This is a genomic window from Psychrobacter frigidicola, from assembly GCF_007997305.1.
Classification (GTDB): Bacteria; Pseudomonadota; Gammaproteobacteria; order Pseudomonadales; family Moraxellaceae; genus Psychrobacter; species Psychrobacter frigidicola.
This window is the reverse complement of sequence record NZ_VORZ01000003.1, coordinates 16,876-32,937: the sequence shown is the minus strand read 5'-3', so window position 1 is coordinate 32,937 and position 16,062 is coordinate 16,876. Positions and strand designations below refer to the sequence as shown.

Annotated in this window: 13 protein-coding genes and 1 pseudogene; 2 read left to right on the top strand and 12 right to left on the bottom strand. The window is 44.3% G+C overall.

The features are described 5' to 3' along the window. Positions 1-89: 89 nt before the first annotated feature. Entirely contained in the window at positions 90-932 is an 843-nt protein-coding gene (locus ES754_RS09315) for a Cof-type HAD-IIB family hydrolase (protein ID WP_147223930.1), read from the top strand. 83 nt (positions 933-1,015) lie between these two features. Here ES754_RS09315 and ES754_RS09310 read toward each other — a convergent pair whose 3' ends face one another. The 3 genes and pseudogenes from ES754_RS09310 to ES754_RS09300 form a co-directional block, all read right to left on the bottom strand. Continuing rightward, positions 1,016-2,635, bottom strand: a complete 1,620-nt coding sequence (locus tag ES754_RS09310) for an AbgT family transporter (protein ID WP_147223929.1) — start codon at positions 2,633-2,635, stop codon at positions 1,016-1,018. A gap of 297 nt (positions 2,636-2,932) precedes the next feature. Beyond that, on the bottom strand, positions 2,933-3,196 hold the full coding sequence (locus tag ES754_RS09305) for a hypothetical protein (RefSeq protein WP_147223928.1): 264 nt from the start codon (positions 3,194-3,196) through the stop codon (positions 2,933-2,935). Between the two features lie 84 nt (positions 3,197-3,280). Continuing rightward, positions 3,281-4,078 (bottom strand): annotated as a pseudogene (locus ES754_RS09300) (3-oxoacyl-ACP reductase). A 341-nt stretch (positions 4,079-4,419) separates the two neighbouring features. On the opposite strand from ES754_RS09300, the gene ES754_RS09295 reads away from it, so the two are divergent. Continuing rightward, a complete protein-coding gene (locus ES754_RS09295) occupies positions 4,420-5,541 on the top strand; it encodes an ABC transporter substrate-binding protein (RefSeq protein WP_147223927.1) in 1,122 nt (373 codons plus the stop codon). A gap of 81 nt (positions 5,542-5,622) precedes the next feature. On the opposite strand, the gene ES754_RS09290 is transcribed toward ES754_RS09295, so the two are convergent. The 9 genes from ES754_RS09290 to ES754_RS09250 all read right to left on the bottom strand — a co-directional run bounded on the left by ES754_RS09290 (position 5,623) and on the right by ES754_RS09250 (position 16,043). Next, positions 5,623-6,891: an FUSC family protein gene (locus ES754_RS09290; RefSeq protein ID WP_147223926.1), complete on the bottom strand. Its 1,269-nt coding sequence runs from the start codon at positions 6,889-6,891 to the stop codon at positions 5,623-5,625. Positions 6,892-7,255: 364 nt separating this feature from the next. Beyond that, entirely contained in the window at positions 7,256-8,290 is a 1,035-nt protein-coding gene (locus tag ES754_RS09285) for a hypothetical protein (RefSeq protein WP_147223925.1), read from the bottom strand. Positions 8,291-8,506: 216 nt separating this feature from the next. Beyond that, on the bottom strand, positions 8,507-9,643 hold the full coding sequence (aroB, locus tag ES754_RS09280; RefSeq protein WP_147223924.1) for a 3-dehydroquinate synthase: 1,137 nt from the start codon (positions 9,641-9,643) through the stop codon (positions 8,507-8,509). Between the two features lie 46 nt (positions 9,644-9,689). Next, positions 9,690-10,262: a shikimate kinase AroK gene (gene aroK / locus ES754_RS09275; RefSeq protein WP_147224181.1), complete on the bottom strand. Its 573-nt coding sequence runs from the start codon at positions 10,260-10,262 to the stop codon at positions 9,690-9,692. Positions 10,263-10,464: 202 nt separating this feature from the next. Further along, complete coding sequence (locus ES754_RS09270) at positions 10,465-13,008, bottom strand: type IV pilus secretin PilQ (protein WP_147223923.1); 2,544 nt, start codon at positions 13,006-13,008, stop codon at positions 10,465-10,467. A gap of 26 nt (positions 13,009-13,034) precedes the next feature. Then, complete coding sequence (locus tag ES754_RS09265; protein ID WP_227677836.1) at positions 13,035-13,583, bottom strand: pilus assembly protein PilP; 549 nt, start codon at positions 13,581-13,583, stop codon at positions 13,035-13,037. Then, a complete protein-coding gene (locus ES754_RS09260) occupies positions 13,583-14,317 on the bottom strand; it encodes a type IV pilus inner membrane component PilO (protein ID WP_147223922.1) in 735 nt (244 codons plus the stop codon). Before ES754_RS09260 ends, ES754_RS09265 begins: the two co-directional genes overlap by 1 nt. After that, positions 14,314-14,988, bottom strand: a complete 675-nt coding sequence (locus ES754_RS09255; protein WP_147223921.1) for a PilN domain-containing protein — start codon at positions 14,986-14,988, stop codon at positions 14,314-14,316. Before ES754_RS09255 ends, ES754_RS09260 begins: the two co-directional genes overlap by 4 nt. Then, on the bottom strand, positions 14,988-16,043 hold the full coding sequence (locus ES754_RS09250) for a pilus assembly protein PilM (RefSeq protein WP_147223920.1): 1,056 nt from the start codon (positions 16,041-16,043) through the stop codon (positions 14,988-14,990). Before ES754_RS09250 ends, ES754_RS09255 begins: the two co-directional genes overlap by 1 nt. Positions 16,044-16,062 lie beyond the last annotated feature (19 nt).

Below are 16,062 nucleotides of genomic sequence, written 5' to 3'. Positions count from 1 at the left end.
GACAAAAACAGTAGCCATAGGCTGTACCTTTAGCCTAGTAAACCACCTAATAATAACTCTTAACAATATTAGAAAAACAAAGGAAACTCATGCCAACCTCGAACCAAACCCAAAGCTTAGGGAAAACCAACCCCATCACCATCCCTATTCCCACTCCAAAAATCATATTCTTTGACATTGACGACACCTTAAGCCGTAATGGTGAGATTGCGCCACAAAATAAAGCCACCCTTGAAGCGCTGGCGAAGACGGATATTAAACTGGTGATTTCAACCGGACGCTCAAAGCCGATATTGCCACTTGATATCATCGCATTGCTTGAGGCGGACGTTTTAGATGCCATTATCTGCATGAACGGTCAATATAGCTTTGATAATAAGCGTGTTATCAGCGATTATCCCTTATCGAGTGAGCAGACTACCACTATTGCCGAGCTGTGCAAAAATAGTAACTTGGTGTATAAATTCGATTCCGCAACCCACATTGTGTGGTCAGATGAGCACGAATGGCAAAACACTTATCACGATAAAATCAAAAGCTGTAGCATGATTGACCCTGAGTACTGTCATTTTAATACCGTGTATCAATGCTCAGTGTTTTTTGACAATCAAGACCAAAAAATGCAAGATATTGACTTTATTAAACATGAGTTAAAACTAGTGCATTGGCATGATATTGTCGGTGATATTCTGCCGATTGACGCCTCAAAAGCGCGCGGTATATTAGATGTGTGTGCGCACTTCGACATTGATGCAAGCGACTGTATGGCGTTCGGCGATGGGCTGAATGATTTAGAAATGTTCGATTTGGTCGGCTATGCAGTAGCGATGGGCGATGCCAAGCCTGAGTTGAAAGAGAAAGCAGATTTTATCACTGGTACAATTGAAGAGTATGGCATCCAAGCGGTGCTCAACCCTTTTCACTTAGTGTAGAGTTTAAATCAGGAATCGTAAAAAACCCTTGCCAGTTGCCAGCAAGGGTTTTTTATTATTAATAATTACTATTTAGTAAGCACTTATCTTGCTGGATAAAACGTCTCTGAACCAGGGCCAACCGGTAGACCCAATACAAACACCCAAATCCAAAATAACAGCACCCAACCAATCAGAAACACCATTGAATACGGCAGCATCATTGCCAGCATTGTTCCGACGCCAGTGTCTTTTTTATAGCGTATCGCTACTGCCATAATAAGCCCAAAATAGCCTAGCATAGGGGTGATGATGTTAGTCGTTGAGTCACCAATCCGATAGGCCGCTTGAATCATCTCAGGCGCATACCCTGTCAGCATGAGCATGGGGACAAAAATGGGTGCAGTAATTGCCCATTGTGCTGATGCCGACCCTAACATCAAATTGACCACTGCACAGATTAGGATAAACCCGACCAATAATAAGGGGCCTGTTAAGCCAATATCAGTGAGGAAGGTTGCCCCCATTACTGCTACCACCGAGCCAAGGTTTGACCAGCTAAAAAAGGCGATAAACTGTGCTGCAAAGAATACCAATACAATATAAATGCTAAGCGAGCTCATCGCATGACTCATGGCATCAACCACATCTTGGTTGTTTTTCAGACTGCCAGTAATCTTGCCATAAATGTAACCAGGTAGCGCGAAGAACACAAAAATAAAGACCACAATGCCCTTCAGAAATGGCGAACCTGATACCAGACCCGTTTCAGCATTACGTAGAACACCATCAGCAGGTACGATTGTCCATGCCAGTAATAAGCAAAATACCAGCATGCTTATTCCAGCCCAGATAAGCCCCTTTTTCTCAACTGACATTAAACCCTCAATTTTAGTCTCTAATACTGAAGGATCGCCAGCCATATCAGGGTTGTATTCACCAAGACTGGGCTCAACGATTTTTTCAGTCACAAAGTAACCAAGACCAGTAATCAAAAAGGTACTGACCATCATAAAGTACCAGTTGGCCTCTGCCCCAACGGTATACACAGGGTCAATAATGCGTGCCGCTTCTTGAGTAATCCCTGATAACAAAGGATCTACCGTACCCAGCAATAAGTTAGCACTATAACCACCGGATACCCCAGCAAATGCGGCGGCCAATCCCGCTAATGGATGTCGACCAAGCGAATGAAAGATAACTGCCGCGAGTGGTATCAATACCACATAACCAAGCTCAGCTGCGGTGTTAGACATGATGCCTGCAAAAACAACGGTTAGAGTCACCATCTTTTTTGGCGCGTTCATCACTAAGCCGCGTAACGCTGCCGATATCATGCCAGAGCGCTCAGCAATACCTACGCCCAACAAGGCAACTAACACCGTGCCGAGCGGCACAAAGCCGGTAAAGTTGGTGACTAAATTCTCAACAATGCGCGCTAAGCCCTCACCGTTTAGTAGGTTGACCACATGAATGATGCCATCTTCACTACGTCCTTCGGTACCTACTGGGCGTGGGTCAAGCGCCGATACGCCTAAGTAAGAAAACAGTGCCGAGAGCACAAGTAGTAGTACAGACATCCAGAGAAACAAAATCACGGGATGGGGTAGCAAATTACCCAGCCATTCAACGCCTTTTAAAAAGCGCTGCATGCGCGAGCTTTTGGCTTCTACCTCAAAATTATTATTCGGCGGACTGCCCTCTGGTGGATTACTTCCTTGCATAACTTATTATTCCCTTACAGTATTTCAGTACATTCGTCTTCTAGTAAAACGATAGGCAAAAGTTCTGAATTTAAACATAACCCTGTAATAAAAACAAACATTTTTAATGCAACATATAAACTATTGGTAATGAATAACAATAGAATACAAAATGCAGAGAAAAAAATAGGTTTATAAAAAATATAAGCCTAAAAGAAAAGTATTAAAGAGCTGTGGAAGTATTTACATAGATATCAGTTAAGTGACTAACCATGAATAATGAATAGTATGGCGCTATTCACGACCCAAAATCCAACTTCAACCCTTTCCTGCTACGAGTCCATATATCCAACTGCCAAGCTTATAGAATGCGAAAGCAATCAGCACAAATATTAAAGCCGCAAGCACATAAGCCAGCCATGACGGCATTCTGGTGAGCCAAGCAATGGTAAATGCCACACCCAAATAGGCTTCTAGTGGCCATCTAAGAACCGGTACTGACATTCCTGCATTAAAAAAAGCCATAATGGCAGACATGCCGATGACAGCAGTGATAATTCCAGCAATTTTTCGATTATTCATCTTGTCTCTCTCGTACTTCCAAATCAAATTTAATTAATAACTATTTAGTCTTTGAGATTTATTTAAGGCCTCATAATAGTTTCTTTAGGGCATGGTTAGACCGCCATCAACGGCGATAGATTGACCAGTGATCGCTGCGCTTAAATCAGGTGCCATTAATAATACCGAATTAGCGAAGTCCTCAACCGAGGTTGCTTGGCGTAATGGTGTGGTGGTGGCGATATAATCGAACACATCTTCAGTCGTCAAGCTACTGGCATCAGTGGTTTTTAGTAGTCCACCTGCCAGCAAGTTAACCCGAATACCGTATTGCCCAAGCTCTGCCGCTAAGTTGCGTGTTAGTCCAATGAGCGCAGATTTTGCGGTGGTATAGTCGTAATAAGTCACGACCGGATTATAAACAAGGTTGGTTGAGATATTGATAATTTTACCCATCTGCTGGGCTTTCATTTGCGGCAATACCGCTTGTACGGTGTTGACTGCACCTTTGACAATACCGTCTATTTGCTGAGAAAAATGCGCCCATTTAACGGTTTCGATACTGGTGTAATCCGCGCTCGGATTAAACTGATAGCTTGGCAAGGCGTTATTAACTAATATATCGATACGTCCGAAACGTTTAATCACTTCAGCCACCATTCCCTGCATTTGCTAAAGGTTAGTCACATCGCCCTGATAAGCAAACGCCTGCCCGCCTGCCGCTTTGATATTAGCAACGACCGTTTCAGCCGCCTTTTTACTATTAAGGTAATTGACGCAAACACTTGCCCCTGCTGCTGCCATCTGCTGGGCGATTTGTGCACCAAGACCACGGCTGCTACCGGTGACAATAGCAACTTTATCGGTTAATAATGCTGGTATGGTAGTCTGACTCTGACTCATAATATATTGTCCTTTGTTATATTTTTTATTAAACATTCCATTTTAATAGCCCATTCTTAAAAGCAAAAATCTAATGCTGTAAACGACTAAATGCAAAACAACATCTATCGTAGCATGGTTGCTCATTATCATTATGTAGCCTCATACTCGCTCTGTTGATACATCTATTGGCTAGAAATGTAAGTATGATGCCAATACAAAGCCAAGTGAATTCAAGCCGTTACCCTTTAAATGTCAGTATATAGTGACCATATCAATATAATTATGGCTATTTATATAACAGCCGAATTTCTACTATGCATCCCTTTTCTGCCGATTTGTCTTATTTTAGGAGAAACAATTTGCCTCGTCTATCATCTCATTCGTCTATAAAAACGACTACTCGCCTGATGCCAAAAGCACTATTATGCGCTGCTATTGGAGTAGTGCTTGCTAGCTGTAGCAACTCTGACAATACAGCTGCTGATGGTACTGCCGCCAGTGCTGAGACTCTGAATCTCTATAACTGGTCGGAGTATATGCCGCAAGAGATTCTAGATGGCTTCAAAAAAGAGACTGGTATTAGCGTTAATTACACTACCTTTGACTCTAATGAGGCGATGTACGCCAAACTAAAATTACTCGATGATTCCAGCCAATATGACCTTGCTATTCCCTCGACATATTATGTTGAAAAGATGGCAAAAGAAGGGTTACTACAAGAGTTGGATCAATCGAAGCTGAGTAACTTTAAGAATCTTGATACCTCATTTACCAATACCAAAGTGGATCCTGAGAATAAGTACTCAATTCCATACATGTGGGGCAGTACAGGATTGGCCATTAATGGCGACGTCTTTGACCCCGCGACTGTTAATAGCTGGAATGATTTGTGGCGTCCTGAATATAAAAATCAGGTGATGCTCATGAATGATATGCGCGAAGTGTTTGGTATGGCGCTTTTGACGCTTGGCCATTCAGGTAATAGCAAAAATCCTGAGGAGATTAAAGCAGCATACGATAAACTCACGACCTTAATGTCTAATGTCAAAACTTTTAACTCAGATGCCACCCGTATCCCGTATATCGAAGGCGAAACTAACATCGGTATGACATGGAATGGTGAAGCAGTGATGGCTAATAACGAAGGCTTGACCAGTCTGGTTTATAAATACCCCACTGAAGGGGCGATATTATGGATGGATAACTTTGTTATTCCTAAAAACGCTAAGCACGTCGATGCGGCACATAAATTTATCGACTATTTACTGCGCCCTGAAAACGCGAAAATAGTTAGTGAAGAAATTGGTTATGCCTCGCCTAACATAGCAGCACGTGAGATGATGCCAGAAAATGTTAGAAATAACCCCGTCATCTATCCTAGCCAAGCGGTGTTGGCAAAGGCAGAGTTCCAAGAAGATATCGGTGATGAGGCCCTGCAAGTGTATCAGCAGTATTGGGATAAATTAAAAACCAGTCGTTAAGTATTAATATTGAACCTTTACTCATCAAAAAAACGTTGGCCTTAAACGGTCAGCGTTTTTTTGTTATTTATGAGTGTTCAACTATAAATGTAAGTCGGTCTCGCTACCTTTCTTTTCAATACGGTGCTGTTCACGGCGCTGATATCGAAGACCAGAGGCGGCAAACCAACGTGGTTTATGAGTCTGTAGTAAGTCGCTCAGCTGCTGTAATTGAGATTGTAAGGTCTGAGTTAACCAAAAATAGCCTTGCCATTCAAAGGCTAAGTGTTGAACGCTCGGATACTCAGACACCGCAATACGGGTAATGGGGCGAAACACTTCATCATTTGGACTACGCAGTACGGCTGCCATATGGCGCATTGCTTGCGTCAGCTCATGCTGATAGTGCATCAGCAAAATATGATTGTCATCGTCAATCTCGATATTTGCCAAGCGCGGCGCGGCCGTTAACAATAAATCAATCGTCCCTATCATATTACGATGGGTACGCTGAATGGTCTCTATTGTCTCCTTACTAATCCCTGATTCGCTAGCGGTCGCAGGAATATGCGGGCGCATTGCGAGCAGCCTCTTATTAATCTGCTGTAGTGCCTTGACCAAGGCTTTATTGACCGGCACGTCTGGGATAGCGCCAGTATGATAATTGATATGAGTGCTACTGGTGGTATGAGCAGCACCAGACACATCCGCTACACTGCTAACGTTGGCATACTGAAAAGGCTTAACCGTCAAGGTCTCAGCATCGATATGGTTACCCACGCCCGCATATAAATTACTACAAGCGTCAAGGTTACTGGCCAATAAGAACCGGTACATCAACGTTGATTTCAGAGGTAAAATTAAGGTTGCTGCTACTGCCACGCCTGCGCCAAATAAAATATTAAACGCGCGATACAAACCATCTTGAGCAATATTACTGTGGTCGGGACTTGAGACAATCATCAGCATCGTAATGCCTGTCAGCAAACCAATATAACCCAGTTGTTTCACCGCTATATAACCAATGAGGCCACTGATGATACTAATGAGCACATAATATAGCCACAGCCATGTGCCAATATCTTGACTAAGCCATAGAAACCCCAACCCAACGACTACCCCAAGCACTGTACCGAGTATCCGCTCTTTAGCCTTGGTATAAATCGCCCCTTGGTATTGTAATAAGCCTAAAATAACGAACACCGTAATGGTCGTCCACTCCCCATGTGGTAAATGAGTGATTTTATTCAGCAACAGCGCAGTTAATACTGCCACACCCAAGCGTATGGCGTGTAAGATGTCGGCATGCTGATAGCGCGCATAAGGCTCAACAAGAGGAGCTGTAAATCGTTGCCACATAGTCAGTTTCACGCAGGGATACTCTCGTTAATTAAAACTTTTTAAAGGCGAAATAGTTAATCTCAGTAAATAAAATATAGCATCATATTATTGTAGAGAAATAACACCTTTTACCCATTAAAAGACAAAAGGCATTAAAAATCAAAGCATGCCAGCAAAAGATACAAAAAACTTAATCCCTGCCTAGCCGCAAACCGTCTAAAGCTTTATCAAACTGAACAGCAGAAAACTCTCATATTCTTGAGCAGAGTTATTTTTATGTTTTTTAAGCAATAATAAATAAGAATCATAAAAAACCCCGCCAAACGTTTCATTTGGCGAGGTTTTTATGAGGGTCTTATCAAATAACCACCTTGTTACTTCGCCGATTTATCTTTTAATTAGATTTTTCCTGTATCAGCTCTTTCATGCTATCACTACTATTTTTGTCAGCATCTGATTTTTTGCTATCCGTAGTGGGGTTGCTAGCGGAGCTTGGCGGTTTAGGCGTAGCAACCACTGGCGGTTTTTTACTGTCTTGCTCAGACTTGCGTGACTTATCGCCATCTTTAGAGTTCGAAGTGGCATCTGTATCGGATGAGAGCGTGCGCTCTTCATTGACATTGAAGGTAGCAGACGTGTCTGCTGACTGCTTGATACTATCGTTACCGCTATTGCTCTTGCGGCTACTCTCATCTTTATTGCGAGCGCTCGAATCGCTGTTATTACTCTTCTTAGGCGCTTGTGGTCTTTGACGCACTGGCACTTCACGCTTGGTCGGTCTTAGCTTAACAGCACGTGAGCGTCTAGTGCTCAAGTCTTTAATCGGTAAAGGACGCTCATAATTATCAATAATACTGACATAACGATTAATCTCTTCTGGCAGCACCCGTACATCAGCAGGTAAGCCAAAATCTATCAGCTTGGCAGCACCAACTGCCTCTTGCGGGCTACCCATAATGCCATAAGTGAGCATATAACGCAGCTGATTGTCCTCATCACGGTATCGAAAATAGGAGAACTTCGCACGGTCTTCACGACCTTCTAAATAACTGACGATAACGTCATTCTCGCCAACATTCATCACCTGTACTGTCCATTTGCCTTTATTAGCCAGTAGATAACGCTTGTCTTTAAACTCATCAGGATAGTTGCGTAAGTCGCGGACAGTTTCTTCAAAATTAATCGGCTGCACATCCGTATCCAGCTCATGTAGAGCTGCGATAGATAAGGGCTGCTCAAGCTCAGCACCCAACGCTTCTGGTGCAGTGATAGGCGCGTTATCGATTTTGGCACCAACCGCTGGCGTCTGGGTAAACATCCAAAGCAGCGCAGTGGCGATCCCGAGCAGCAAGGTCATCAACAGCCATATTATTGCTTGGCGGCGATATGACTTGCTCGCGGGGCGAGTCGTCGTGCTCGGTGCTGCCATGAAGGTATCCTTGGTAAAATATAATGAAACATGCAAATAAAAAGTCTAAGAAACCTAATAACTTTTAACTAAATAGTGGCTTTTAAACAAATGGTTTTTAAACAAATAATAGTTTCTATGTAAATAGAAGCTTGTCAAACAAACAGTCACATTGGAACATCTAGTATTACTAATCTGACCGAATCGTTTACCTACTATATCGGTTAGTATCACGCTTTATTGGGTGTGTTGTGACAGTACATCGATGAGCAACGATTCGTCAAAGTCAGCCGTTAATACAGCGTCACCTAGTGATTTTAACAAAATCAGACGTATTTGTCCCTGTTTCACTTTTTTATCGTGACCCATTAAATTTAAAGCCGTATCAATCGCGATGGGTGGCGGCGTAATGGGTAATTTTGCTAAGGTCAAAACACGCTTAATACGTGCCACGTCATCAAGGCTTAACCAGCCAAGCTTTTGTGACAGCTCAGCCGCTTGTACCATGCCAGCAGCAACCGCCTCACCATGTAACCAATTCCCATAGCCTTCGTGCGTTTCGATCACATGACCGAACGTGTGGCCAAAGTTTAGTATGGCTCGAATACCAGATTCGCGCTCATCTTGGGCGACAATATCGGCTTTATACTGGCAGCAGCGTTTTACCGCTTCACCCAGTATTGCTAAATCAAGAGCCAACATCGCAGGCAAATTCTGCTCAAGCCATGTTAAAAAATCCACATCCATAATCAAGGCGTATTTAATGACTTCAGCCAGTCCTGCTGATAACTCACGCGCTGGCAACGTTCGTAAAGTGCTCATATCTGCCAGTACCATTTGTGGCTGCCAAAAAGCGCCAATCATGTTTTTACCTTGCGGATGGTTGATGCCTGTTTTACCACCAACGCTGGAGTCCACTTGCGACAATACTGTGGTCGGAATTTGAATAAAATTTACCCCACGCATAAAGCTGGCTGCGGCAAAACCGGTCATGTCCCCCACCACACCGCCGCCAAGCGCAATCAGTGTGACATCACGGTTAAAGTGCTGCGCCATTAGTACATCATAAATCTGATTAATACTGGCTTGATTTTTATATTGCTCGCCATCTGCCAGCACGCAAACGGCCACTGTAAACTGCTCTGCCAGCTGATCTTGTAACGGCTGCAAATATAGTGGCGCAACCGTCTCATTGGTCACAATCAACACCTGTTGACCATGAATATAAGGAGTAACTTGTGCAGCCATGTTGCTTATTTCGCTACTATCTTTTCCAGCACTATTTTTTCCAATAGTGCTTTCAGTAATGACAATCGGATAGTCATGGCTCTGCGTATGTACCGTTAGCTCATCATAAAATAGCGGCGTTATCATAAAATGCTCCTAAAGACACTTTAACTAAAGGCCTTTAATAGGTTAATTATAATTCATCTTCAGATAATTTTGGGTCTGGCATAATAGAGGTAGAGGCAGAAAATGGCACTAGCAACTGCAACAGTTGGTGCACCATATGCCGCGGATAGGTATGACCTGTCGGCATAATAATATGCGCCACTTGCCGATACAAAGGGTCACGAATACGATATAGGTCATGCAAGATCTTTCTAGGATTGGGTTGCTGCAATAGCGGACGCGACTTGTCTTTAGCCGTACGTGACATTTGCACATCAACGGGCGCATTTAAGTAAATAACAATACCGCGCTGATGCAAAAACTCACGATTTTCAGCACTCATCACTGCGCCGCCACCTGTCGCCAGTACAATTTGTTCCTGCTGTGTCAGCTCATCAATTGCACGAGTCTCACGCTCTCGAAATCCCGCTTCGCCTTCTTTAGCAAATATCCACGGAATATCAGCGCCCGTTTGCGCCTCCACATACCAATCGCTGTCCACGAACTCACGCCCTAATTGCTTAGCAAGCAACCGGCCTATGGTGGTCTTCCCTGCGCCCATTGGTCCGACTAAGAATACCGATGGTAGTTCCTCCAACATAACACTCACTCGAATAAATTCCCTATCATACAACGTCATCGATATTCTGGCTAGTAACGTGCGTTGATTATTAACAGTAAATGTCAGCTATCATCAAGTGCTAGGCCATAAAAAAGCAAGCGCGTGGGCTTGCTTTTTTATGGTGTCATTATTAATAAAGACTTTTAAGGATAGTAGACGCTTTGAGTGTTCATAAAAACGATTAATTCAAACGGCTAATGCCATCGTTAATCAGTTTAGGGGTCACAAAAATTAGCAATTCTTGTTTGTCGTTACTACGCATATCTCGGCGGAATGCTTGCCCTATATAAGGCAGGTCGCCTAAGAAAGGTACTTTTTCCACCCCATTACTGGTACGATTTCTAAAGATACCACCAAGTACGATGGTCTGACCATCCTCAACAATAACGTTGGTTGTGATAGAGTCTTCAGAGATCGCCACCTGACCATTAATAATGGTCGGCGTGCCATTGGTAATATTAAGCTGTAGACCAATTCTACCATCAGGGGTAATGTTTGGCGTCGCCTCTAAGCTAAGCGCAGCTTCTTTAAAGCTGGTAGACGTCGCCCCACTGGCCGCGGCTTCTTGGTAAGGAATCTGCGTGCCTGAAGAAACTTTAGCCGTTTGTTTATCGGTAGTCAAAATCTTAGGCGTCGAGATAACTTCACCCCGATTGTCCGCTTGTAGAGCGGACAGTTCAAGATCAAGGATGACATCTGACATACTCAGCAAGCCAAAAGCAATACGTCCTGCTGGGTTGGCAATACCTAAGTCAACGTTTAAGTTGTCAGGGCGACTGATATCGTATTTAGGATAAGAGACCGTTTGACCGTTAATGGTGGTGGTCTGTATATCAAAATCTTTAAGATCCGCTATGGTCTGGTTACTACCGCCTACTAATAGATTACGGTTGTTGGCCGCGCCATTCGATAAGATACCCCAACGGACGCCAATCTCTTTACTAAAGCTATCGGAGGCACTAACAATACGCGCCTCAATCATTACCTGACGTACCGGAATATCGATTTTGCTAATCAGATTATGAATGTTTTCGATACTGCGTGGTACATCTTTGATAATCAAGGTATTGGTACGGTCATCGACCGTCACCGTACCACGATTCGACAGCAGCGTATTATTATCATCAACACGGCTCGTGGTCGTGCCAAGATTGTTATTCCTTGATCCAGATGCCCCACTACCTTGAGAGATGAGATTCAGCACATCAGATGCTTTGGCATAACTTAGACGGATATACTCAGTACGAAGCGGCTCATAAGCTTCCACGGCTTGCAGCACTTCAAGTTCCTGCGCTTCTTGTTGCGCAAGCTCAACGGAGGGCGCGACCAAAATGACATTGCCGTTTTCACGTTTGCCTAGGTTCTTACTTTTTAGAATGATATCTAGCGCTTGATCCCAAGGCACATTGATAAGACGCAAGGTAATGTTACCAGCGACCGAATCACTCGCCACGATATTCATATCTGTAAACTGGGCTAAGATATCAAGAACACTACGAATCTCAACATCTTGGAATTCCATCGATAACGCTTCGCCGGTATAGACTTTTTCTTCAATGGTCAGCTCACGTAACAGTTCAGGCTTACTGATACCAATATTCAGCTGATTGCCAGACTGGAAGGCTTGGTACTCATAATCGCCAGTCATATTAATCGTAATAACGCCGTTTTGTCCCTGATTTCTCGTATCAATACTGCTGACCAGGCCACTATTAACGTTTAAGCGGCGCAGTAAATTTCTAGGTACGGTACTACCCGTTAGGCGGACGACCAACTTATTGCCTTGGCGTTGTACATCTACTGGAATGGCTTCGTTAGCAAGAGCGATTGTGATATTACCACCACCATTCCCGCCTGCTGCAAAATTCAGCGCAGACAGACCGTCATAGCTGTATTGCTGACTGACTTGCGAGGAGGCAAGTCTAGGGTCTAACAGAGGGTTAACGCGTACTACCATTGTATCCGCCGGCGTTTGCGTTTTGACCGTAGTAGAGCCTGTAATAATGGGCGAGACAGCCACGCTACTGGTCTCAATAATAGGCGTGACCACGGCAGTCGTGGTCAACATATCATTATCGGTTACTACCACGTTAGGTGTCACTATAACGTTAGGAACCGTCACACTTGTCGATGTTGTCACAATCGGCGTTACTATCGGTACAGAGGTCACGGTTGCTGAGCGGACGATTCTTCTATTAGCAACAGGGCTATTGATAACGGAACTATTCACAACAGAGCTATTCGCAATAGGACGGTTCTTTTCAGTAAGCGTCAATAATAAGTCGTTACCACTGATTGAGGTCGAATAATTACCCTCTTGCTTTAGTCCTACAATAAGACGGGTGGTGCTGTTACTATTTAAGGTAGTGACGTCATTAACCATACCAATATTATAGTCAGTTGCGCGGCTGGTCAGCCCATTTTGCACCTTTTCAAAATCTAATACCAAACGGCTGGGATCAGCAAGCTGGTAGGCGGTAGGTAAAACGGGTGCACCTGAAAACCCTAAACGTAATTGAGTAACAGCAGGCGCTGTCTGGATCACAGAAACATTATTGATACGCTGGTCAGCATAGGCGCTACTGCTAATTGCGATCATACTAACTGCCAATGCAGGTATAGCAAAGGTAGACGTGGAGATGGCGAAGGCAGCGGTTACCCGGCTGCTCATCGTCATACTCTTTTTATTTTTAGTGCGTACTACCTTGTTGTTGCGTACTGTCATTACTTATTCCTCAAAAATCTGCCAACTTAGCTAATAGGAGAAACCAGCGACTGGGGTCTTTCAACGAACCCTGCGCGGCTGTCTGGCACAATTTCAATCAAATTAATCTGAGTCGGCGTAATTTCAACAATACGGCCGTCATTTAAACCAAGATAGTCACCCACTTTGACGCTGGCAACCGAACCATCAGGGCGTTGTATTAAAGCGTACTGCTGACCTTCCGGTGAGATAACGATACCGCGAAACGTCATTTCAGCGATCTCATACTGCTCAAGCGGCTCTTTTGTACGGGTGAGATCAGGACGAACCCCATCAAGAGATGCTTCAGGCGCTTGTACATTAACCAGGCTGGGTGGTAAAAATGGACTGCGGAGCATACTGGCACTATAGACAAAATCTTCTATTAACTCAGCTTTTGGGGGCGGCTCAATAGGTTGCGCCGGCTCATTACGAATCGCATCCATCGCCTGTTCAGCCACGCCAATGCGATCGCTACAGCCAGTCAACCATAAAGTCGCAATGCTTAGCGTCAGCAACACAGGCAATTGCTTGAGCGAAAATTGCAAAATACGCATTAGTTTGCTCCTGCCGTATCTTCTACTGCTGGGGGTACCGTTTCATCAGTTGTGGCATCCTCGGCAGTTATCTCTTTTGAGCGGTAAGTTTTGGTCTGTAACACCAAGTTCAGCTCCGGTAGCGTATCTAAAGTAGGCTGGGGATTGGTCACTTCAAAGTCATGCATAGTAAAAATACGCGGCAAGGCAGCAAGGCCACTAATAAAGCTGCCGAATTGATGGTATTCACCCAGAGCTGCAATACGGATTGGTTGCTCAATAAAGAATTCATTCTCAATTTCAGGCTCAACTGAGATATCCTGAAAACGAATATTACTACCGACCCCAGTCATGTTAATGCCCTCTAACAGCTCCGATACCCGGGTATCTTTAGGCAACTGATCGAGCAAGGTGATGAATTCGGCATCCATTTGCGTCACCTGGGTTTTGTAAGCGGCAAGGTGTCGGGCGCGCGACTCTTTTTCACGATAGCTGGTAAGCAGGGTTTGCTGCTCACTTTCAGCGGCAGTGATTTCATCGATTTTACTACTGATGGGTAGCGCCCAAGACAAGGCGGCTATTAAAGCCACAATAAATCCTAGCACGGTTACCTTGACAGGTAGCGGCCAGCTGCCATAGTTTTCAGTATCGAGAGATTCAAAACTGCGACGAAACTCTTTAAAATCAAAGGGCTTTTTAGCACGGCCCGCTGTTTTCTTCTTTTTAAGTAATATTTTTTTGCGCACAAGTTTCACAATCCATCTCCAGACACTGGCGTAGCACCAGCCGCGGCAACCTCGTCAGTGACGACTCCATCAGTCTCTACTCGCACTTGGGTGGTAATCTCAAATTGAACATAACTGTCTTCAGGATAGATCGGACGAGGCTGCTCGCCGGTGGTAACCGTCTCACTGAGCTCAGGTGCGGGCTGATACGCCGTAATGTTCTGTTGAATATTACGTACGGCAGAATTACCCATCCACTTACTGCTGTCTAAGTTACGAATTAAGCTCGACACGACATTTGGATTGTCTGCAAGACCGGTCAAGGTAATCAAATCACCTTCCCGTTTCAAGCCATTTAAATACAGGGCGGGTGGTATGGCTTTGGCAATATCATCCCATAAGCGTACAGGAACAGGACGTTTGCCTTGTAAATCTTGAATCACCTGCATACGGGCAATAATGTCATCACGGCGCTGCTCTAAGCTATCAATTTCAGTCAAGGCGGTATCTAGACGACTGTTTTCTTGTTCAATAAGGGCATTAGCATCGCGCTGTTCATCGAGCTCATTGTTAAAATAGCTCCATGTCGCAAATGCCGCTAATAACGCAAGTAACGTAACCGCTACTACTAAAGTCATAAACTCTTTATTACGGCGTTCGCGTTCTTCTTGCCGCCACGGCAGTAGGTTAATACGAGCCATCAATCAAAGCTCCTCAATGCTAGACCACATGCAGCCATCAAGCTTGGGGCATCAATGGCCAGCTGCTCACTGTCTATATAAGGATCAATTGTCATATTAATAAAGGGATTGGCCACCGTGACCGGCACACCCAGCTTCTGCTGCACCATACCTGCAAGGCCAGGAATAGAGCCACTACCACCGGCAAGCACCACATGGTCAATACTATTATATTGACTCGAAGAAAAGTAAAACTGTAAGGAGCGTGTAATCTGCTGAATAGCACTTTCCATAAAGGGTGTTAATATTTCTGGATAATAATCATCGGGTAAAGTACGCTCGCGCTTATTAACGGTCGCCTCTTCAAAGGACAGTCCATAACGATTTTGAATGGCCTCAGTCAGATGTATGCCGCCAAAGAGCTGCTCCCGACTATAGACAAACTCACCATTTCTAGCAACATATAAAGTGGTTTGATTGTGACCGATGTCCACCAGCGCAACCAGTTCCGGCATATTGCTTAGGTTATCTACCATCAGACCAAAGGCGCGCTCAATCGCATGCGACTCAATATCCATTATCTTCGTCTTTAGACCGCCAAAGGTAAGCGCATCGACACGCTGCTCAACGTTTTCTGAGCGCGATGCTGCCAACAATACTTGTACTAAATCATCGCCTATCAGCGATGGGCCTAATACTTCAAAGTCAAGATTGACCTCTTCTAACGGGTAAGGAATATATTGCTCAGCATCTAGGCGAATTTGAGCTTCACGCTCAACATCAGTGAGTACTATATCCATATCAATAATCTTAGTAATTACTGCTGAGCCTGAAACCGCAGTAGCAGCATCCTTACCGCTTACCTGACAACGCCGAGCTAGTCCTGCCACAACATTACCAACCGTCTCGGTATCTACGATCAGCTTATCGACCACTACCCCTGGCAGTAATCTTTCAATACCATAAGACTTTAGGTGAAATATCCCTTGCTGACGCTGTATATCAACGATTTTTACAGAGGTGGCGCAGACATCTACTCCAACTAAATGTCGACCTCTTGGAGAAAATAGCCTCACAACCTCTATCCTTTATATG